Origin of the sequence: Chroococcidiopsis sp. TS-821 (assembly GCF_002939305.1) — a bacterium.
In the GTDB taxonomy this organism is placed as follows: Bacteria; Cyanobacteriota; Cyanobacteriia; order Cyanobacteriales; family Chroococcidiopsidaceae; genus Chroogloeocystis.
Map to the genome: position 1 here is coordinate 330878 of NZ_MVDI01000001.1, position 18918 is coordinate 349795.

At 42.8% G+C, this 18918-nt stretch carries 18 protein-coding genes, 1 tRNA gene and 1 pseudogene; 14 read left to right on the plus strand and 6 right to left on the minus strand.

Annotated elements, in window-relative coordinates:
- The first annotated feature begins 19 nt into the window (after positions 1-19).
- Together B1A85_RS01570 and B1A85_RS01575 are read left to right on the plus strand one after the other, a co-directional pair.
- Positions 20-1183 carry an iron-containing alcohol dehydrogenase family protein gene (locus tag B1A85_RS01570; RefSeq protein ID WP_104545180.1) on the plus strand — a complete coding sequence of 388 codons (1164 nt, stop codon included), beginning with the start codon at positions 20-22 and terminating at the stop codon, positions 1181-1183.
- Positions 1180-2400, plus strand: a complete 1221-nt coding sequence (locus B1A85_RS01575) for an aspartate aminotransferase (protein WP_104545181.1) — start codon at positions 1180-1182, stop codon at positions 2398-2400. The genes B1A85_RS01570 and B1A85_RS01575 overlap by 4 nt, the downstream gene beginning before the upstream one ends.
- Positions 2401-2452: 52 nt before the next feature.
- Here the strand turns inward: B1A85_RS01575 and B1A85_RS01580 are convergent, their stop codons facing one another.
- Positions 2453-3379, minus strand: coding sequence for a serine hydrolase (locus tag B1A85_RS01580; RefSeq protein WP_104545182.1), 927 nt, complete (start codon positions 3377-3379; stop codon positions 2453-2455).
- 62 nt (positions 3380-3441) lie between these two features.
- Between B1A85_RS01580 and B1A85_RS01585 the strand changes: the two genes are divergently transcribed.
- The 3 genes from B1A85_RS01585 to B1A85_RS01595 all read left to right on the plus strand — a co-directional run bounded on the left by B1A85_RS01585 (position 3442) and on the right by B1A85_RS01595 (position 6521).
- Positions 3442-4137 (plus strand): C40 family peptidase, encoded by a 696-nt coding sequence (locus B1A85_RS01585; RefSeq protein ID WP_104545183.1) that lies wholly within the window; start codon positions 3442-3444, stop codon positions 4135-4137.
- On the plus strand, positions 4138-5148 hold the full coding sequence (locus B1A85_RS01590; protein WP_104545184.1) for a glycosyltransferase: 1011 nt from the start codon (positions 4138-4140) through the stop codon (positions 5146-5148).
- 149 nt (positions 5149-5297) lie between these two features.
- Positions 5298-6521: an MFS transporter gene (locus tag B1A85_RS01595; protein WP_104545185.1), complete on the plus strand. Its 1224-nt coding sequence runs from the start codon at positions 5298-5300 to the stop codon at positions 6519-6521.
- Positions 6522-6527: 6 nt separating this feature from the next.
- On the opposite strand, the gene B1A85_RS01600 is transcribed toward B1A85_RS01595, so the two are convergent.
- Positions 6528-6601, minus strand: a tRNA-Arg gene (locus B1A85_RS01600).
- A 55-nt stretch (positions 6602-6656) separates the two neighbouring features.
- Between B1A85_RS01600 and moaC the strand changes: the two genes are divergently transcribed.
- From moaC to B1A85_RS01615, 3 genes are all read left to right on the plus strand, one after another.
- Positions 6657-7154, plus strand: coding sequence for a cyclic pyranopterin monophosphate synthase MoaC (gene moaC / locus B1A85_RS01605; protein WP_104545186.1), 498 nt, complete (start codon positions 6657-6659; stop codon positions 7152-7154).
- Between the two features lie 59 nt (positions 7155-7213).
- Positions 7214-7771: a Uma2 family endonuclease gene (locus B1A85_RS01610; protein ID WP_104545187.1), complete on the plus strand. Its 558-nt coding sequence runs from the start codon at positions 7214-7216 to the stop codon at positions 7769-7771.
- 124 nt (positions 7772-7895) lie between these two features.
- Positions 7896-8852: an arsenic resistance protein gene (locus B1A85_RS01615; protein ID WP_104545188.1), complete on the plus strand. Its 957-nt coding sequence runs from the start codon at positions 7896-7898 to the stop codon at positions 8850-8852.
- A 5-nt stretch (positions 8853-8857) separates the two neighbouring features.
- Here B1A85_RS01615 and B1A85_RS01620 read toward each other — a convergent pair whose 3' ends face one another.
- Positions 8858-9232, minus strand: coding sequence for a hypothetical protein (locus B1A85_RS01620; protein WP_210404126.1), 375 nt, complete (start codon positions 9230-9232; stop codon positions 8858-8860).
- 224 nt (positions 9233-9456) lie between these two features.
- Here B1A85_RS01620 and B1A85_RS01625 point away from each other — a divergent pair, with 224 nt between their 5' ends.
- The 3 genes from B1A85_RS01625 (at position 9457) to B1A85_RS01640 (ending at position 11388) form a co-directional block, all read left to right on the plus strand.
- A complete protein-coding gene (locus tag B1A85_RS01625) occupies positions 9457-10149 on the plus strand; it encodes a hypothetical protein (protein WP_104545189.1) in 693 nt (230 codons plus the stop codon).
- Positions 10150-10745: 596 nt separating this feature from the next.
- On the plus strand, positions 10746-11009 hold the full coding sequence (locus tag B1A85_RS01635; RefSeq protein ID WP_015188348.1) for a 2TM domain-containing protein: 264 nt from the start codon (positions 10746-10748) through the stop codon (positions 11007-11009).
- 70 nt (positions 11010-11079) lie between these two features.
- Positions 11080-11388 carry a DUF3181 family protein gene (locus tag B1A85_RS01640; protein WP_104545190.1) on the plus strand — a complete coding sequence of 103 codons (309 nt, stop codon included), beginning with the start codon at positions 11080-11082 and terminating at the stop codon, positions 11386-11388.
- A gap of 6 nt (positions 11389-11394) precedes the next feature.
- On the opposite strand, the gene murJ is transcribed toward B1A85_RS01640, so the two are convergent.
- Together murJ and B1A85_RS25890 are read right to left on the minus strand one after the other, a co-directional pair.
- Positions 11395-12987, minus strand: a complete 1593-nt coding sequence (gene murJ, locus B1A85_RS01645) for a murein biosynthesis integral membrane protein MurJ (protein WP_104545191.1) — start codon at positions 12985-12987, stop codon at positions 11395-11397.
- Between the two features lie 105 nt (positions 12988-13092).
- A pseudogene (locus B1A85_RS25890) lies at positions 13093-13324 on the minus strand (type II toxin-antitoxin system HicA family toxin).
- Positions 13325-14203: 879 nt separating this feature from the next.
- Here B1A85_RS25890 and B1A85_RS23795 point away from each other — a divergent pair.
- The 3 genes from B1A85_RS23795 to B1A85_RS01670 are packed head-to-tail and all read left to right on the plus strand — an operon-like array spanning position 14204 to position 16956.
- The gene (locus B1A85_RS23795) at positions 14204-14377 is read left to right on the plus strand and encodes a hypothetical protein (RefSeq protein WP_168192329.1); all 174 of its coding nucleotides are present in this window, start codon (positions 14204-14206) and stop codon (positions 14375-14377) included.
- Positions 14374-16443 (plus strand): AAA family ATPase, encoded by a 2070-nt coding sequence (locus tag B1A85_RS01665; protein WP_104545192.1) that lies wholly within the window; start codon positions 14374-14376, stop codon positions 16441-16443. The genes B1A85_RS23795 and B1A85_RS01665 overlap by 4 nt, the downstream gene beginning before the upstream one ends.
- Before the next feature lie 42 nt (positions 16444-16485).
- On the plus strand, positions 16486-16956 hold the full coding sequence (locus B1A85_RS01670) for a DNA phosphorothioation-associated protein 4 (RefSeq protein ID WP_104545193.1): 471 nt from the start codon (positions 16486-16488) through the stop codon (positions 16954-16956).
- A 344-nt stretch (positions 16957-17300) separates the two neighbouring features.
- On the opposite strand, the gene B1A85_RS01675 is transcribed toward B1A85_RS01670, so the two are convergent.
- Positions 17301-18869, minus strand: coding sequence for a DGQHR domain-containing protein (locus B1A85_RS01675; protein ID WP_104545194.1), 1569 nt, complete (start codon positions 18867-18869; stop codon positions 17301-17303).
- Between the last annotated feature and the right edge of the window lie 49 nt (positions 18870-18918).

The window sequence follows — 18918 nt, forward strand, 5'->3', positions numbered from 1 at the left end:
TCAGATAAACTAAGCATCGATGACTCAAACGACACAAACTGCTACTAATAATGTCCTAACGTTGGCTGTTGCACCCGCACGCGTGTTGCGCGGCACACAGATTTTGTCGCAATCAGGAGCAGAAATCGCCCAACTGGGTAGGCGTCCGTTAGTTGTTGGCGGCGATCGCACGCTGGCTGTCACCTTACCACTACTGCAACCCGTATTAGAACAGCAGCAATTACAAGTGGCAACGGCTGATTATGGTTGTGATTCGAGTGAAGCAAGTTTAGCCGCGCTTAAACAAGCAGTAGCCGCGCATCAAGCCGATTTGATCGTTGGTGCAGGAGGTGGTAAAGCCCTTGATGCAGCCAAATTACTTGCGCATCAGTGCAACTTACCTGTGGTGACAATTCCGACATCAGCAGCAACGTGTGCTGCATGGACAGCACTTTCTAATATTTACACCGATCGAGGCGGCTTTCTCTATGATGTTAGTTTGTCGCGGTGTCCCGATTTGGTACTCCTCGATTATGACTTGATTCAGACAGCACCGCAGCGTACCTTAGTTGCTGGAATTGGCGATGCTTTAGCAAAGTGGTACGAAGCCTCTGTGAGTAGTGCTGCTTCTGAAGATACTTTAACCATCGCTGCTGTACAACAAGCACGAGTCTTACGCGATATTTTGTTCCAAAAATCTGTCGCCGCCCTGCAAGCACCAGGAAGCGCGGTATGGCGTGAAGTTGTCGATGCTACTGTATTACTTGCTGGTGTTGTTGGGGGACTTGGTGGCGCGCAATGTCGGACTGTCGCCGCCCACGCGGTACACAATGGATTGACGCATCTACACATCCATCACAGCATTCATGGTGAAAAAGTTGCGTATGGAATTTTGGTACAACTGCGCTTAGAAGAAATGCTGCAAGGCAATCAACTTGCGGCTACCGCACGGCAACAATTACTCAAATTTTATGACGAAATTAAATTACCAAAAACGTTAAATGAATTGGGCATGGGGGGTATTACAATAGAAGACCTGCAAAGGTGTGTTGAAATAGCCTGCGCTCCGCAGTCGGATATTCACCGATTACCCTTTAAAGTTGCACCTGAACAACTGATGGCGGCGATGGTTTCGACAACAGCACCGATGAGTAATTCCGTCAATCCTTCTGTGAGGATGATTCCCGATGAGGTAACTGAATGAGTTTGAATTGGATTCCAGCCGATCGCGTCCAAAAATTGCCCCCGTACGTGTTTGCCCGCTTAGACGAACTCAAAGCCAAAGCGCGGGAACAAGGGCTGGATTTAATTGATTTGGGTATGGGAAACCCTGATGGCGCGACACCGCAGCCTGTCGTAGAAGCGGCGATCGCAGCCTTGCAAAATTCAAAAAATCACGGTTATCCTCCCTTTGAAGGAACCGCAAGCTTCCGCCGCGCGATTACCGATTGGTATCATCGTCGTTATGCGGTGAAACTCGATCCTGATAGTGAAGCCTTACCGTTACTCGGTTCCAAAGAAGGACTAGGACACTTAGCGATCGCTTATATCAATCCTGGCGACGTTGTTTTAGTACCTTCTCCCGCTTATCCCGCACATTTTCGCGCCCCTGTAATTGCAGGTGGTGATGTTTATAGCTTAAATTTGTCACCCGAAAACGATTGGCTGATTGACTTATCTAAAATTCCCGAAGCCGTTGCCCAAAAAGCTAAAATTTTATATTTCAATTATCCCAGCAACCCCACTGGAGCGACTGCACCCAGGGAATTTTTTACAGAAATTGTCGCCTTCGCCCGCAAATACGAAATTCTATTAGTTCACGATTTGTGCTACGCCGAACTTGCCTTTGACGGTTATCAACCTACGAGTTTACTCGAAATTCCTGGTGCAAAAGAAATCGGCGTCGAATTTCATACACTTTCTAAAACATACAACATGGCAGGCTGGCGCGTTGGCTTTGTTGTGGGAAATCGCCACATTATTCAAGGTTTACGCACGCTTAAAACTAATTTAGACTACGGGATTTTCGCCGCACTGCAAACCGCAGCCGAAACCGCACTTCAACTCCCTGATGTGTACTTACACGAAGTCCAACAACGCTACCAACAACGCCGCGATTTCCTGATTAAGGGACTCGCCGAACTCGGTTGGAATATTCCCAAAACTAAAGCAACAATGTATCTGTGGGTTCCTTGTCCTAAAGATACCACTTCCACAAACTTCGCGCTCGATGTATTACAGCAAACTGGCGTTGTCGTCACTCCAGGAAACGCCTTTGGTGCTGCGGGTGAAGGTTACGTACGCATTAGTTTAATAGCAGAGTGCGATCGCCTGCAAGAAGTATTGAATCGCTTCAAACAAGCTGGAATTTGCTACATGGAAGGAGTCAGAGGTCAGGGGTCAGAGGTCAGGATAGGATAAAAATTCTCTCGATACCTCTATCCTTTGAGTCCTTTAAGCCTCTGTGGTTCGTTCAGAAAATCTCTCGCACGACCTGCTGCGAAATAAACGGTAAAAGCTGCTGATTTTGACAGTGTGCTTTACCCTCAACAAACACCACCAAAAGAAAAGGCTGCTTTCCAGGAATCTCAACATAAGCCGCATCGTTACGCACTTGAGATGTCCACCCAGCCTTAGACCATAACTGTGCATTATCTGGTAAACCCGCACCCAAAAAACCCGTCACCTGATTTTCTTCCACATCCGTCGCCAAATCTTTGAGGTCGCGTTGCAGTAAAGTCATCATCGCCTGCGATCGCTCGCGGGATACCGCCACGCCACCCACAATACTGTGCAATAACCGCGCCGTCGCGTTCGTTGTCAGCATATTGCGATTTTGCATCATCTCGCCCAAAAATATTCGCTCGCGCCCGTAAGGACCTTCACACCAAGTTTTTTGATTGACGTTAATCTTTTCAATTTCTTCCCAGCCCAACGACTGAAAGTAGCGGTTGACGATATTACGCTGCGATTTCCAAGTTTCGAATGGTCCTGGTGGTAATTCGGGACCACTTGTCGTCCCACTCAACACGTCTACAACTAAACTGGTGGCATCGTTACTCGAATCCACAATCATGTCACGTATGGCACGTTCTAACTCACTCGTAGTCTGCACCATGCCATTTTCTAACCATTCGTGGATCGCGACAAGATAGAATAATTTGACGACGCTTGCTGGATAAATTCGTTCGTCGCCACGATAACTAAATCCTCGCACTTGGTAATTCCAAAAAGCGTTAGGGCTTAAAGCCCCGCCAGTGTTGACTGGAACTGGAGAGTCGTAGACAATCCAAGTCAAAGCTAAAGAATTTTGCGGCAATTGCGGAAATTCTTTCCAAGTTGCTTGTAAAATGCGATCGCCAAGATTTTTTAGTTGTTCGTCTTGTAAGAAAAAAGTCATAACTCGCAATTAGCTTTTAAGTTAGAACTAGATTATAAGAATTGGGTCAGAAAGCAGCAAAAATGACCGCAACAGAGTTACAAGTTACTGAATATGAGTGTCAAACGCATCTGAATATTTATGATTCTCCACAATGCGATCGCTTGGCAACACAAGCAGCTAAAGGGCGACATTTACGAGTAGTATCGCAACAAAAGTCTGCGATCGCGGTATGTTTGTGTGAAGATGACTATCCTGGCTGGCTTTCACTTGCGGATGTTGGCAAATTACAAGTGGCAACGCAACTGTATGAAGCTAAGGTTGTAACAAAAGCAGAAATTAGAAAGTTAATTCCGCAAGCGATCGAGTTTACGCAGGCGGCGATGCAGCAGCCCAATTACTACCTTTGGGGTGGTACTGTAGGACCTAATTACGATTGTTCGGGTTTGATGCAGGCGGCGTTTGCTTCTGTTGGGGTGTGGTTGCCGAGGGATGCGTATCAGCAAGAGGCGTTTACGCTAGCAATTACGGTAGAGGAAATGATGCCAGGGGATTTAGTGTTTTTTGGCGTTGAGAAGGCAACTCATGTCGGGCTTTATTTGGGAGATGGTTATTACATCCATAGTTCTGGGGAGAAGATGGGGCGTAATGGTATTGGTATTGATCGGTTGTCGGAACACGGGGATGCAGTGAGTCGATCGTATTATCAGCAGTTGAGAGGTCTGGGAAGGATTATTGAAAGTTATAAACCACGAAGACGCAAAGGACACGAAGGGTAGATGAAAGGTATTGTTGTGGCGGGGAGTGTGGAACAGAATGGGTTTTCAACAGAGAGTAACCCTGATGTTTCGGTGGTGGTGCCGGTTTATAACGAGGTGGAGAGTTTGCCGCATTTGATTGAGGCGATCGCTGCGAGTTTGAAACAGTCGCGGTACAGTTATGAAATTATTTGTGTGGATGATGGTTCGCGCGATGGTTCGGCACAGTGGTTGAAACAGCAAGCGTTGTTGCGTTCTGATTTGCGGGCGGTGTTGTTGCGGCGCAATTACGGACAAACGGCGGCGATGGCTGCGGGGTTTAATTACGCTGTGGGTAGGGCGATCGTCACATTAGATGGTGACTTGCAGAACGACCCAGCGGATATTCCGTTGTTGCTTGCTAAGTTGGAGGAAGGGTATGACTTGGTGAGTGGTTGGCGGCACAAACGGCAGGATGCGGCTTTAACACGATTGTTGCCTTCTAAAATTGCGAATTGGTTGATTGGGCGAGTAACTGGGGTGCAGTTGCACGATTATGGATGTTCTTTAAAAGCATATAATGCGGAACTTGTCAAGGACATGCATTTATATGGCGAGTTACACCGCTTTCTACCAGCATTGGCGTTTATTGAGGGCGCGCGAATTACCGAGTTACCTGTACGTCACCATGCGCGGCGGTTTGGTAAGAGTAAGTATGGCTTGTGGCGCACGTTTCGCGTGTTGATGGATTTACTTACAATCTGGTTTATGAAAACGTTCCTGACGCGCCCGATGCACGTTTTTGGTTTGTTCGGGCTAATTTCGATGCTGTTGGGAACGGCGATCGGTTTGTATTTAACGTTTTTGAAGTTGGGTTTAGGGCAGAGTATTGGGAATCGTCCGCTGTTGATTTTGGCGGTTGTGTTGTTTATCGCTGGAGTGCAACTCTTGTGTTTTGGGTTGTTGGCAGAGTTGTTGATGCGTACTTACCACGAATCGCAAGGACGACCTATCTATCGCGTGCGAGAGGTTGTGGGCAAAAATATTAAGTAAAGTAACAATGGGATGTGGGGAATAGGTAATGGGTAATCGGTAATGGGGAATGGGTAATAGTATTCTTGCCAATTACCAATTACCAGTTACCAATAACCAGCCTGGAAGTAAAACCTACGTATCTAACCACTTTACTTACTAGTTGAACTTTGAACGTTTTTCAGACGCTTGATTCTCAACCGCGCCGTAACTTGCAGTTTCTTTTTATTGCGGGTTTATTATTTTGGTCGAGTTTGGCTTCGTTATTGCCAACATTACCACTTTATATCAACGATATCGGTGGGACGCCGCAGCAGATTGGCGTTGTCATGGGCAGTTTTGCGATTGGGTTGTTAACTATGCGTCCTTGGTTGGCGCAGCTGGCGGACTTGCGCAGTCGTAAATTGGTGTTAATCATTGCCCTGAGTGCGGTTGCTTTAGCCCCGTTGGGTTACTTGATGGTAAAATCCTTGTGGCTACTAATGGTGATTCGTGCATTTCATGGCATTAGTATTGCCGCTTATTCGAGTGGGTATACTACCTTAGTTGCAGACATCGCCCCAGCGAAAAGTCGCGGTGCAATTATTGGTGGTATGAGTTTAGTCAATCCATTGGGGATGGCAATAGGTCCTGCTTTAGGCGGTTATTTACAAGCAAGTGTTGGTTACACCGCCTTGTTTTTGCTGTCTTCAGGCTTGGGAATGTTGGGGATAGTGTTTGCATCTCAAGTTGTGAATCCAGTCGCTAATTTGCTGAAACAGCAAGCAGCGGATAACCGCTTTTGGCAGCTGTTGGGTAGTCCCCGCATTCGGACTTTAGCACTGATATTGCTTTTGGTTGGGTTGGCGTTTGGTACTTTGAGTACGTTTGTGCCATTGTATATTCAATCGATTGGTGTGGAGCTTAATGTCGGTTTATTTTATACAGCAGCAGCGATCGCGAGTTTTACGATCCGCATTCCTACAGGAAGGGCAAGCGATCGCTACGGACGAGGTTTATTTATTACGCTTAGCTTAATTTTTTATACTCTATCAATGTTGCTGTTGTGGTTTGCGAATAGTGCTAGTGCGTTTTTAATTGCTGGTTCTGTTGAAGGCTTAGGTGCTGGTATTTTAATTCCGATGGTGGCTACAGTCGTTGCCGATCGCGCGCTACCACAAGAACGCGGACGAATGTTTGGCTTGTGTATGGTGGGGTTCGATGTCGGAATTGCAGTAGCAGGACCTGTGTTAGGGGCAGTTGCCCAGCAAATTGGTTATCGCCATCTTTTCGGTGTTGCGGCAAGCTTAACGGCGCTGGCGATCGTTGTTTTCCTGACACAATCGAGTAAAGATATCCCGCATTCTCTACGCTTTGCACTAGGTAAAGGTAAAGATGTTTATGCATTAAGGTAAATAAAACGGGCGAGGAGGGATTCGAACCCCCGACACCGTGGTCCGTAGCCACGTGCTCTAGTCCACTGAGCTACACGCCCTTAAAAGCTGTTCGCTTTGTTCTCGCGAGTATCTATACTATCACGAAAAAGTGAAATGGAACAAATTTCTCAAAATTCTTCTAACTTGACGCACTTAGACAGTCAAGGACAAGCTCAAATGGTTGATGTTTCGCACAAAACGGCGACTGTGCGCCAAGCTGTTGCAGCAGCAAGTGTGCGAATGTTGAGCGAAACTTTTGCCACAATCCAAGCGGGAAACGCCCCGAAAGGCGATGTTTTGGGGACTGCAAGACTTGCGGGAATTATGGCGGCGAAACAAACAGCGAATTTAATTCCGTTGTGTCATCCTTTACCGTTGCACAAAGTCGAAGTGCAGATTGAACCAGATTCACACTTACCTGGTTATCAAATTAGGGCATCAGTTAAAACCAAAGCAGAAACTGGTGTAGAAATGGAAGCGTTAACCGCAGTTTCAGTTGCGGCGCTAACTTTGTACGACATGGCAAAAGCTTTGGAAAAGTCGATTTCGATTGAAGCAATTCATTTGGTTAGTAAATCTGGTGGGAAGTCGGGAGATTACCATAATGGGTAATTGGTAATTGGTAATTGGTGATGGTTGCGATCTGAGATTTGCATTTTTTGGAGGCGGCGATGAGCAAAACGCCAGTAAAGCTAACGTTGGAGGAGTACAAAACTTACACAGATGGTACTGATAAGCGTTACGAACTTGAGGATGGAGCGTTGTTAGAAATGCCTCCTGCGACTGGCAAGCATGAGGCGATCGTGACTTTGCTATTGATTTATTTTTACTCAGAAATCCAGAAACGGGGGCTAGCTTTACAAGTTCGTCCGAGTGGTACAGAAGTACAAACAACAAACGAGAACTCCCGACGACCTGATGTTTGTATTATTACGAATGAACAAGCGCAAAGTATCGAAAATGTTTCGGCGATTATCCAAACTCCACCACCATTAGTTGTCGAAGTTGTCAGTCCAGAGTCTATCGATCGAGACTATAATCGTAAAACACTAGAATATGCAGCCGCTGGCATTCCTGAATACTGGATTGTCGATCCATTAATGAATCAAGTGACGGTATGTTTGCTCAATCAGGAAAGTTATCAACGAATAGTGTACGCGGCAAATCAGCAGATTTCTAAACTTCTACCACAGTTACAACTGACAACCCAGCAAATCTTATCGGCATAAGTGAATATACTAAAAGTCTAGTGCTACTTTTACCTCTCCACACTTACCCATAGATTGCATCCAACCTGGGTATGGTAGTTGAGCCAAATAGTTCTGCCTCAGATGGGGAATTTTGTCAGGCAAGATGACGTTGTTCGATAAAGTCCAACCGTTTTTAGTACTGCTATCGATTTTGATCGGGCTAGTACTAGCTCAGGCAGTATGGTTTAGCGATGTTGCTTCAACAATTATTGTGCCACTGCTGGGAATGATGTTGTACGCAACGTTTTTGCCACTGCCTTTAAAACGATTTGGACGAGTACTGCGCAACTTTAAGGTGACACTCGCAAGCTTACTCGTTAACTTTCTGTGGACACCTGTTTTTGCTTGGGGATTGGGTGCTGTATTTCTGCAAGGTAGCCCTGATTTACGAGTAGGGTTACTGATGCTAATGGTTACACCTTGTACAGATTGGTATCTTGTTTTTACGGGAGTTGCAGGTGGAGATGTCGCTTTGGCAACTGCTCTATTACCATTAAACTTGATATTGCAAATCCTGCTACTTCCAGCTTATCTCTTCATTTTTGCAGAAACGTTAGTTGAGTTAAACCCTATCCAACTTTTAGAAAGTATGGTTTGGGTATTACTTGTTCCTCTGTTTTTAGCTATAGTCTCGCGACAATTTGTTTTCTGGTGGAAAGGCAATATTTGGTTTGAGCAGACAATTGCAAAAATTACAGTAGTGCAAGTTATTAGCCTTAATCTAGCAATTATTGCTATTTTTGCTTCTGAAGGAAGTACACTCCTACAGCGCCCAGAATTACTATTTCTGCTTTTTGTGCCTGTTTCTTTGTTCTTTGTGACAAATTTTTTGTTGGCGCAATGGGTTGGACGTTGCTTGCGTTTTTCTTACGAAGAGTTAGCTTGTTTTAGCTGCACTACTTTAGCTCGTAACTCTCCTTTGTCTTTAGCGATCGCTGTTTCTACATTTCCCCATCGACCTTTAATTGCTCTGACATTAATCATTGGTCCATTAATTGAGTTACCCATCATGGTTTTCATTTCTCAATTACTGTTGCGAATTCGACGGCAAAAAGAGTAGTTACGCTATTGCACTGCGGTATATCCACTGTGAACGACAGCCGCCACATCAGCAACTGCGACCTTTTGTGCTAAACTTTCTTCAATACAATCTTTAAATTGATTGAGTTTCAATGTATCTAGTAGCTTATTCCCTAATTGAGGTTTTACCAGTACAAAACTATAGTTTCGCAGCATTTGATTCACAGCAGCATCAACTGACCAAGTAACGCGATCGTGCGGTGCAAAAGCAACACTAATTGCAGTTTTAGGCATAGCAAAATCGAATTCACTAACCGCATTCATACAACTATATTCAACAGTAATACCTTCCCATTGTTGAGTCAGTGTCGATAGAGGTGAGTTATGAATAAGTGTTAGCGATCGCACAATATTTCTCATCACCAACTACCATGAATTCATGAAAATGTAGCATCCTCATGTTTTAGAAAATAACTCTTCGTACCTTAAATTTCAACTTTGTTACTAATAAAACCACTCTTCTTTGTGTCCTTTGTGGTTTATTATTCTCCCACTTTTATCAAAGCTCTAATACTGCCAGCAACCGCCTTCCCTAATTTGTCGCTAAAATCATCATAAGGCGTGCATCGAGTTCGGCTAGGCAAATGAACAACATCTTCAGTCGCAAAATCCCCAACTTGACTAAGCAAATATTATTACTAAGCTTAGCAGTAGCTAATACCTCTATTGTTGGTATTGTACCTAGTCGAATAGCACAAGCTGCTCAAGAAGTTCCGGTTGTGAGTTCTGCAGCTTTGGGGCAAAATATGGATGTTCCTTGGTCGCGTCCTGTCAGAATTAACGATCCTTTTGAAGGAAGTTATCTTGGAGTTTTTGACCGCAACTACTTTAGTCGCAGGTTTCTTAATAACAACGTCAGATTTGAAATTTTAAGTCTTTGGAGTCCCAATTCAGTTCGTTTCTTATTAGCTTCTAGAGAGCGAAATTGCGCGTATTCGAGGAGATTTTTAGCTAATCGCGTGTTTGCGCCTCGCATTATCGCTTATCGAGGACGAAGGTTCATATATACAGGATTTCCTTACGCTAGCTTTCCAGTTCCCAGATGCGCAATCGCAACCAATACGCAAAATGCTGTAAGACTTTTTATTCGTACAGGCGAACAAGTTTATCAACTTGATGGTAGTAATAGCACATTTGCGATTACTCCTGATGTTGCCAAAGCTTTAAGATCGACTCCAATTGAAAATGTCCAGATTAGGTTAGTGACAGAAAGCGGTGAAATTATTGATAGTGAAATTGGTAGGGGAACCGTTGAATCTTGGAGAGAAATTTATTAAGAACTCAGTAAGTGGGTAAAAAGAAGTATAAATGAAGGCTTGGTAACTGGTAATTGGTAATTGGAGCAGCATTAACCATATTTGATTAGGGCCATATAACAGTGATTTCTTCTTCACGTTTCAATGCGCGATCGGCAGTAACTATTACATTAGGCTGCCAATGCACTCCACGCAAATATATCCGGTGACGCGCATTCACTACAACTGTTGCTACTATTCAGATCTTGCACCATTTTCATCTGTTCCCCGATGGCTCGCCCTGCATTATAAAATGCGGGCTAACAGCCTGGGAATTGATTCTCAGGCGGGCTGTATGGCTAAACTGAGAATGCTGCAAGATTTCAGACTACCGGCTTGTTCCACGTCTGCGGCTAAATTATTCGAGAACGCTAGCAAGTTGGATGTACTACTTGATACCATTTCTCTTCTTTAGTTGCAATTCGCTTTTGTCATCATCATGGTGAATTGTCTCGATACGTGACATCGGTGAAATGGCTAGGCTAGTTCTCTATCTTCGCCCTGTCCTTAGCAAGAATGTGCCAGAAAATTTTAGAATAAGTGAGATATCTATAGTTACTCAATAATCATAACGACTTATGCCTCCTCGTTGGCCGCGTAAACCGGATCGCCGCGATCCAGCGTATCGTCGCTTGGACGATCGCATGAATTTTGCAACGCACGTCGCCATTTTTGCTGTGACAAACTCTGGATTGTGGTTCTTCTACAACCTCAAGTCGATTACTTGGACTTGGCTACCTTGGTTAACAGCAAGTTGGTTAGTTGTGTTACTAGTGCATTTAATTTATATTTCGGCGATCGCTGATTATTCAGAACCAGAAAACCCTTCAAAGTCTACTTAAAGATAGATGAAAATCAATCGTTAATTAGAAATTGTGACAGTGACAGGATTGCAAAGTGAGATTAAACACTATGGCTAACCAAAGTACGACAGAAATTCTCGAAGCCCTAGCAGCTGAAATCGGCGAAAATATCTATATCGATGTTGCTAAATGGCATCTTTATCTTTCTGATGCAAAGTTGCACAAGGTTTTAGCAGAAAAATTTTATCCACTTCTTTCGGCTAATTCTGTGAATGAAGACGAAGTTTTAGCAATTTTAAAAGATATGCCTATTAAGATTGGCGGTGGGAGAAGAGAAATTCCTTTAATCGATTTATTACCGATGCAATGCCAAGTGAACTTGATCGATATTGTGGAGAAGTATCAAAGTCGATTTTAATCCTCGTTATCTTGCAAACCGCTGGCGCAGGCGCGAAATTACTAAATCAACTTCAGGTAACTTCATCTGCAAAGCGATCGCGGCAAATACAGCAAGTCCGACTAAACCAGATATAGTCAGTTGCAACAACTGAACAATGAACCCCTCACTACCGAGGACTTGTTGAGTAGCCCAAAGCGTCACCCAACTGGTAGTTCCAGCAACAAAGCTACTAGCAATTAAGCTGAAAATCGGTATGCTCCACTCACGTAATGGTAAACCATTCAGCCGACGGTTGAGAATGAGGAGAAACATAATCGTTGAAGCAAAGTTAACTCCTACTGTTGCTAGCGTAATCCCTGGCGCGCCAAAAGGCTTCACCAAAAGGTAATCAAGCCCCGCATTGAGGATAATATTGAGTAAACTAACGCGAAACGGAGTCGTACCATCACCTAACGCATAAAACACTCTCACAAGAACATCGCGCGCTAAGTAGACAAACATACCAATACCATACGCCATGAGTACTGACGCGACTAGCTGCGAACCTGCTTGCCCAAAAGCACCGCGTTCGTAGATTACGCGTACAATCGGAACGGCTAAAGCCACAAATAACGCACCTAATGGTAGCATCGTTACACCTGTAACGAGTAACCCTTGACGAATACGCAGTTTGAGATTTCCCCAATCTTCCGGTGCGGCTAACTGCGAAAGCATTGGAAGTAAGGGCAGTAAAATCATATTTGAAATAATGCCCAAGGGTGTTTGCACAAGTAAACCAGCGTAGCTAAATGCTGCTGCTGCGCCTGCAATTCCTGAAGCAAAAAACAGATCGGTATAGAGATTGATCTGCATCATTCCTGAAGAAAACGTTGCGGGAGCCATAATATTAATGACTTCGCGGACTCCAGGAGAACGAAAATCAAATCTTAAGCGCAGAGTCCCTAATCCTAATCGCCATTGCGTAATAAGTTGAGCAAGCCATTGTAAAATTGCACCAGCCAGCGTTCCCCAAGCTAAAACTTGTCCGCCAAGTAAAGCGTATTGCGGTAAGACGATATCGTTTCCTAGCTGAAAGGCTAAGATTCCCAGTCCAATAATGATTGTGATGCTAGAAAGTACTGGACTTATTGAGAGTAGCCAATATTGATTTGCCGTGTTTAACGTGCCAAAGCCAATTCCCACCAACCCTGCAAGTAATGCCATCGGTGCCATAATTTGCAGTTGCACAGTGGCGATCGCTTGTGTTTGCGAACTCAACTGTGGACCTAGTAAGCTGATAAAAAAGTCAGCAAAGACAACTAAGATGACAGTAATCAGAATAAGTAAGCCACTCACCAGTGTGGTTGTGGTTTCGACTAACTGCGCAGATTCTTGCTTGCTGCGTTTGGATAAAACACTGACTATGGCACTATGAATCGGTCCATTGACACCACCGAGTAGTACCCAGAAGAAGCTAGGAACAACGTACGCATAGCTATAAGCATTCGCTACCACACCAACACCAAACGCCGCCGCGATCGCTTGTTGACGCACAAGAGCTACGAGTTTACTTAGCAAAGTTGCAACTGCAACGATCCCAGCAATTCCAGCTAACGAACGAGAAGGTTTTTCAGACACAAAGCATTACTACTATCTCAACCTCATAACATTTAACCGCGAATTGCGATTTTAGTGAGCGAGCTTCGGCAGTTGGCTTCCATGATTTTTTGTCCTGTGCGATCGCTATTTCAACAAGTCTTCAATTTCTTCATCCGTCAATCCGAACTGCCTAAAAATTCGCAATACATAAGCAGGAGACATTTCTTTTGCTCCTATATCGATTGGGACGACTCGTGTATTCCCTTCAACAACACGGGTATAAAGACCCTTTACCCTCGCGGTAAAATGTGCTACCTGCCTTTTCTAAAAGTTTAATTAATTGCTTTGGCTTGAGGGAGGGAATATTTTTAGGTATAAACTGCCCTAAACTCGTAAACTTCTGATTCTGGCTCCTTTGATTCCACAGTCAAAAACTCATGCAATTCCTTTATTGGAACAGGAGCGTAATAGATATCAGTTCTAGACTCGTAAATATCTTGACAAGACTCGCGCTATCCTGCGTTTCGCCTTGACTGACAGTTCCATTTTCTAAACACTAAGCAACCCAATAATCGGCACTTTGTTGCAACATGATGTAAAAATCTATACTTCTTTTGAAATAGCCTTGTGCTGTTAATTTTAGTCCAAGACTATATTTTGCGCGTTACCCACATAGCTTAGCTTTGTTAAGGTTCGCTGTGAATAGCTGGAGGCTGCACGGAGTCTTGAGGGGTTACATATGAACTCCAAAGATTGCGTAGTGAGGAAAGCGCAAGCAATAAAGATGAAATAGAGATAACTGAGATCTTGCACTATTCTCACTTACCCGACAGCCTGCCTGGGAATTAATTCCCAGGCTCATAGCTCAAGCCCACTCAAAGTGGACTAAAAGGCTGATTCAGTCTGATATCATCAGATGACTGTTAGCGGTGGGAGAGTGGGTAATAGATGAAATTGGTGCAAGAGCTCAGGGTAATTGTGATTGCTTATTTTAACAATCTATAGTATATTTAAAATAATGGAAATATTTACAAAATTTTAAAATCCAGACAGATTTTCAGTATAAAGAAAATCATTTATTAATTCAAATAATACCAGAAAGTAACCCCAAAAATAAAGCGATTTTTTTGCTGAATTTATCAAAAGTTAATAATTCAAAGCTGTACAAAAGAAACAATGTAAAAGTGTCTTGATGGATGCGATCGCTACAGAATACAGAGGTAAAATGTAGCATAATGACTACGTAGAAACTCTGATGAATCTACAAGACAACGTTAGCGAAGTGCAAGAGCCTATCGATACAGCACCACCGGAAGTCAGGCAAATCATCGAACGGGTATGGAAGCTAGAAAAGAGCAGACTTGATAAAAAAACCAACAGCCATATCAACGATGATATTTTGCGGATTGTCAAGGAAGCAGTGCGATGAAGCTAACTTCAATTCGGCTGTGTAACTTTCGTTCATTTTATGGCAAAACACCGGAAATTGTTCTTGCAGGAGGAATAAATCGTAATACGACGATTATTCACGGTAACAATGGTGCAGGGAAAACAAGTTTCTTAAATGCATTTACGTGGGTACTGTATGAGAAGTTTAGTGCGGCGTTTGCATCAGCTGAACAACTTGTGAATAAACGGGCGATCGCTGAAGCAAACATCGGAGAAGCAATCGAATGCTGGGTAGAAGTCTTTTGGGAACACGACAACAAACGCTACCGCGTGAAACGAGAATGTCGCGCGTACAAAAATGACACCAACTTCGACGCGAGTAAAACGCAGTTATTTATGCAGGTAGCTGGTGATGATGGGCGGTGGTATCCTTCGCCACAACATCCAGAAGACGTCATCAATCAGATTCTACCGTCAAGCTTACATCAGTATTTCTTTTTTGATGGCGAGCGAATTGAACAGATTGTGCGATCGGATAAGAAAGCCGAAATTGCTGAAGCAACTAAAACCTTTTTAGGTGTGAAAGTCATTGATAACTCGATCAAGCACCTAAGTGAAGCAAAAAAAACGCTAGAAAATGAATTAAAATCAATTGGTGATGCTCAAACAAAACAACTTTTGCGAGAACGGCAAAAGATAGAAATTGAGATCGAACAAATTATACAGCGACAAAGTGAGATTACTCAAGAGTTAGAATATCAAAACACTTTTAGGAAAGAAACAAGCAACCGTCTACGCGAACTTGCTGCGGCGCAAGACCTACAGGAAAGACGACAAAATTTAGAAAACCAGAAAACAATAAATCAAGAAGAACTACGAAAAAGTAAAGCAACCCTCAAGAAAACAATTTCTACACGCGGGTACAGTGTACTACTACTGTCAACGACAAATCAATTTCGAGAAATTATTGCAGATTTAAAGCAGCGCGGTGAGTTAACAGCAGGAATTTCACAAGAATTTGTGCAAGAAATACTGCGCGATCGCCGTTGTATTTGCGGTACGCAACTAGATGATGGAAGTGATGCGCGTCAGAACGTTAGCAACTTGTTAAATCAAGCTGGTTCTTCTGCTATGCAAGAAACTGTGATTCGGACAATCGCCCAAGTTGACGAAATTGACAAACAAGCAACTACTTTTTGGGAAGATGCCGATCGCGAACAATTACGAATTCATCAATTAAGAGAAAGCATATCGCAAATCGAAGCTGAATTAGATAATATTCAAGAACGTTTGCGTAAAGATCCTAGTGAAGAAATTCGCAATTTGCAACTTCGATTGGATGATATTGACAAAAAAATAGCTGAATTAAACATTGAACGCGGTGAAAAAAATCAGCAGATTGATGCTTTAAAAACAGAAGCCGCTGAATTAGATAAGCAAATTGCAAAACAAAAATTGAATGAAGAAAGACAAGCCTTAGCACAACGACGTATTACTGCAACTTTAGATGCCATTGAGCGATTAACCGAAGTTAAACAACGCCAAGAAAAACAATTCCGCTTGCAGCTAGAAAAAAGAATTCAAGAAATATTTAATGAAATTTCTATAACACCATATATTCCTAAAATTAGTGAAAAATACGAACTTACATTAATAGAAAATACTTGTGGTATTGAAGCACCTGTTGCAGCTTCTACAGGCGAAAATCAAATACTTAGCTTATCATTTATTGGTAGCATCATCGACAAAGTGCGCGAGTGGAGCGAAAGAAAAATGTTGATGGTAGCTGATAGTAATACATTTCCGATAGTAATGGATTCGCCTTTTGGGAGTTTAGATGAAACTTATCGGCGACAAATTGCCAAGATTATTCCACAATTAGCAAATCAGTTAATTGTATTAGTGAGTAATACCCAGTGGTACGGAGAAGTCGAAGCAGAAATAACTTCGAGAATTGGTAAGGAATATGTTCTAACTTACTATTCTTCTAAACCGGATTGTGAAGAAGACGCAATTGAAATTGCAGGACAACAATATCCTTTAGTCAGACAAAGTCCTAATGAGTTTGAGTATACTGAAATTTTCGAGGTAAATCGCAATGGTTAGAGGTAACCACTGCGCTACAAATTACTAAAAAGCTTTAAGAAAATGGTAGAAACTGGCAGAATTAGAGTAGCAAAAGACAAAGCTGATTTAGTTAAATCCTTGCTATCAACTGACGGTGCAACAGGTCCTTTTCAAACCTTTGCAGATGCGATCGCCTTTGCTGCTGCTTTAGGTGCAAAGCACAATAGACGAGTACCTTTAGGAGAGATTTCAAAAAGAGAACCTTCTCCTATTAGATTAGAGTATTTTGCCTCAATGGGGCATGACTGCATAATTAAGTTACTAGCAATTACGGAAACAAAAGACATCAAAATTCTCTCACTCACTGAGGAAGCCGAGTTTCAACGTAATCTGATCTTTGAAGAATATGCTAATGGGGGACTAGAAATACTGCAAAATGAATTACGTGGAGCAGTAGATTACTCTGAGCGACTTCTATTAATGCTTAGTTATGAACGCGAACAGCAAGAACAGTCAAACGAAGAGTTTGACCTAAGTAAATTTCTATCTTGAACTAATCTTTAAAACCATATCATTGCCGGCTAAATAATTTTTCTTTTTAGTTAGTGAATAGTGACTAACCACTAGTTAATAGCTACCATTTTTATTAACACTAATTAACTAAATTTGATAGCATTGTTTGCTACAGAAAATTCATATTTAATAGAAATTTTGCAAAAGTCGAAAAATTACGAGTGTCATTTCTAGCCGCAACGCTATCGCTTAAGGGCAGGTTCCATGTAATGTAGCCGCGAGATGTTTCGCTCTACTCAACATGACAGTTTAAGTACTTCTGCAAGAAGTCTGTTGTTAATGAATTAAGACTTAATCGTTCAAAATCATTCTTAATGTATGAATTACAACATAGGTGGTAATCCTACCGCTTTTGGTTCTACAAGCTGACCGTCAAAGCCGATCGCCTGTTTTTCGACAGTTCTCGCATCGGCTACGGCTTTACGCAGTTCGGCGCGTTCCATCGGTTCTTGAATTCCGCCGAGAAGGTAAACGATTAACTTTGCTGCTAAATCGCGCCCTGCAACTTGTACGCGCTTTTTATTTGGATCGTACAATACCCCATACCAAAGCGATCGCGGATATTCCATTCTACTAAAACCGCCTTCTAAATCAAACTTGCGAAGTTTCTTAAAGATATCTTTGAGTGAGAAACCTTTTTTAAAAACTAAGATTCCCAACGCTTGGGCTAAAGCAACTTGACCAACAGGGCGAAAAAGCATGTTTCCTTCACCACCATCCTTTTCAAAGCTAAAGCGTCGTAGTAAAGGTGTTTCTTCCGCTTCGAGTACTCGATAACTTGGTAGCGTTGCTAAATGATCAAATAACTGCTGAAATTCTAAAATTCCCGCTTCTAGTTCTTCATCACTTGGGCGTATCGGAATCAAACCTTTAGACAATGGTTTCCAATGCAAAAACTTTTGTCCGAGATATCGCTCCGACATCTCTTTGAGTGCTTGTAGCGTTGTTAGAACTGTAGATTTAGTAGCAACTGTGGCGCTATTCCAATTAACACGGGGTTTTCGCGTGCTTCTTTGTTCTAGAAGTGGATGCGTCGTCGCAATTTTTCTCGCCACAATCGCAAATCCATCATCTTCATTCAACTGTGCTAGTTGACCTTTCGATAAAGGAACAGCCATCAAGTTGACATGAACAAAAATCGATCTTACTCGTTGTCGTGCTTGTTCGCGGGTTTCGCCTTTCTCGACTGCACAGATAAACTCAATTCCTATTTTTTCTTGCGGTAAACTTTCTAAATAATCAATGTCTACTTGATAATGCTCGATCAAATCATTTAAAGTAATAACACTACCATCAGGAGTCTTGTCTTTGCGATAACGCTGAAGTTGATGCGTCTCAAGTAATTCCATCAACCCCTGTACTCCCATCAAGCGGTGTTGACCATCAAGTGCATAAATTGTGGTTGCGGGTGCGATGTCGAGTAACCCAATACCATCGCGGTCTAAAGGCGTAAAATCGATAGTAGACTTTGTAGCGCGTCCTTCACTATCCCATTGTGCTGCTTCCGGATTATCTACCCATGGTTGATGAATGACAACCAGCACTGGTGGAAATTTGTGGTTTTTCCACGCTACTAAGTATTGTACCAGTGGTATTTGCCGCGACCAATCAAGCGGACGTTGCTGAATTTCTGCAATTGTATCCGCATCAACTTCCACATTGTCTGTTGCAAGATTATGTTTGGGCTGAAGTAGCGGTAAACATGATGCAAAACGCACTTGTTGCGCAAACCATTCCAAGGTAACTGACCCTAAGTAAGCTTGAGTACCACCCATCGCTGTTGTTTGCACGAGAATTCGATTTTCTAAATACCGTGCTAACGATGAAGCCAATTCCTCTGGTTTGTTTTCTCGGCGATATTTACCAGTAGTATCAGCTACTCTCTTATTCATCATTTCTTCAAATAGAAGTTCTTACAAAGCTTAAGCTACAAAGAAATTA

Bases quoted from the DNA above. Each gene is read 5' to 3' on its own strand.
- B1A85_RS01670 (WP_104545193.1), top strand. From the start codon at position 16,486: ATGGTAGAAACTGGCAGAATTAGAGTAGCAAAAGACAAAGCTGATTTA.
- moaC (WP_104545186.1), top strand. From the start codon at position 6,657: ATGGAACAAATTTCTCAAAATTCTTCTAACTTGACGCACTTAGACAGT.
- B1A85_RS01665 (WP_104545192.1), top strand. From the start codon at position 14,374: ATGAAGCTAACTTCAATTCGGCTGTGTAACTTTCGTTCATTTTATGGC.
- B1A85_RS23795 (WP_168192329.1), top strand. From the start codon at position 14,204: ATGAATCTACAAGACAACGTTAGCGAAGTGCAAGAGCCTATCGATACA.
- B1A85_RS01640 (WP_104545190.1), top strand. From the start codon at position 11,080: ATGGCTAACCAAAGTACGACAGAAATTCTCGAAGCCCTAGCAGCTGAA.
- B1A85_RS01635 (WP_015188348.1), top strand. From the start codon at position 10,746: ATGCCTCCTCGTTGGCCGCGTAAACCGGATCGCCGCGATCCAGCGTAT.
- B1A85_RS01585 (WP_104545183.1), top strand. From the start codon at position 3,442: ATGACCGCAACAGAGTTACAAGTTACTGAATATGAGTGTCAAACGCAT.
- B1A85_RS01610 (WP_104545187.1), top strand. From the start codon at position 7,214: ATGAGCAAAACGCCAGTAAAGCTAACGTTGGAGGAGTACAAAACTTAC.
- B1A85_RS01575 (WP_104545181.1), top strand. From the start codon at position 1,180: ATGAGTTTGAATTGGATTCCAGCCGATCGCGTCCAAAAATTGCCCCCG.
- B1A85_RS01580 (WP_104545182.1), bottom strand. From the start codon at position 3,379: ATGACTTTTTTCTTACAAGACGAACAACTAAAAAATCTTGGCGATCGC.
- B1A85_RS01675 (WP_104545194.1), bottom strand. From the start codon at position 18,869: ATGAATAAGAGAGTAGCTGATACTACTGGTAAATATCGCCGAGAAAAC.
- B1A85_RS01625 (WP_104545189.1), top strand. From the start codon at position 9,457: ATGAACAACATCTTCAGTCGCAAAATCCCCAACTTGACTAAGCAAATA.
- B1A85_RS01590 (WP_104545184.1), top strand. From the start codon at position 4,138: ATGAAAGGTATTGTTGTGGCGGGGAGTGTGGAACAGAATGGGTTTTCA.
- B1A85_RS01620 (WP_210404126.1), bottom strand. From the start codon at position 9,232: ATGAGAAATATTGTGCGATCGCTAACACTTATTCATAACTCACCTCTA.
- B1A85_RS01615 (WP_104545188.1), top strand. From the start codon at position 7,896: ATGACGTTGTTCGATAAAGTCCAACCGTTTTTAGTACTGCTATCGATT.
- B1A85_RS01570 (WP_104545180.1), top strand. From the start codon at position 20: ATGACTCAAACGACACAAACTGCTACTAATAATGTCCTAACGTTGGCT.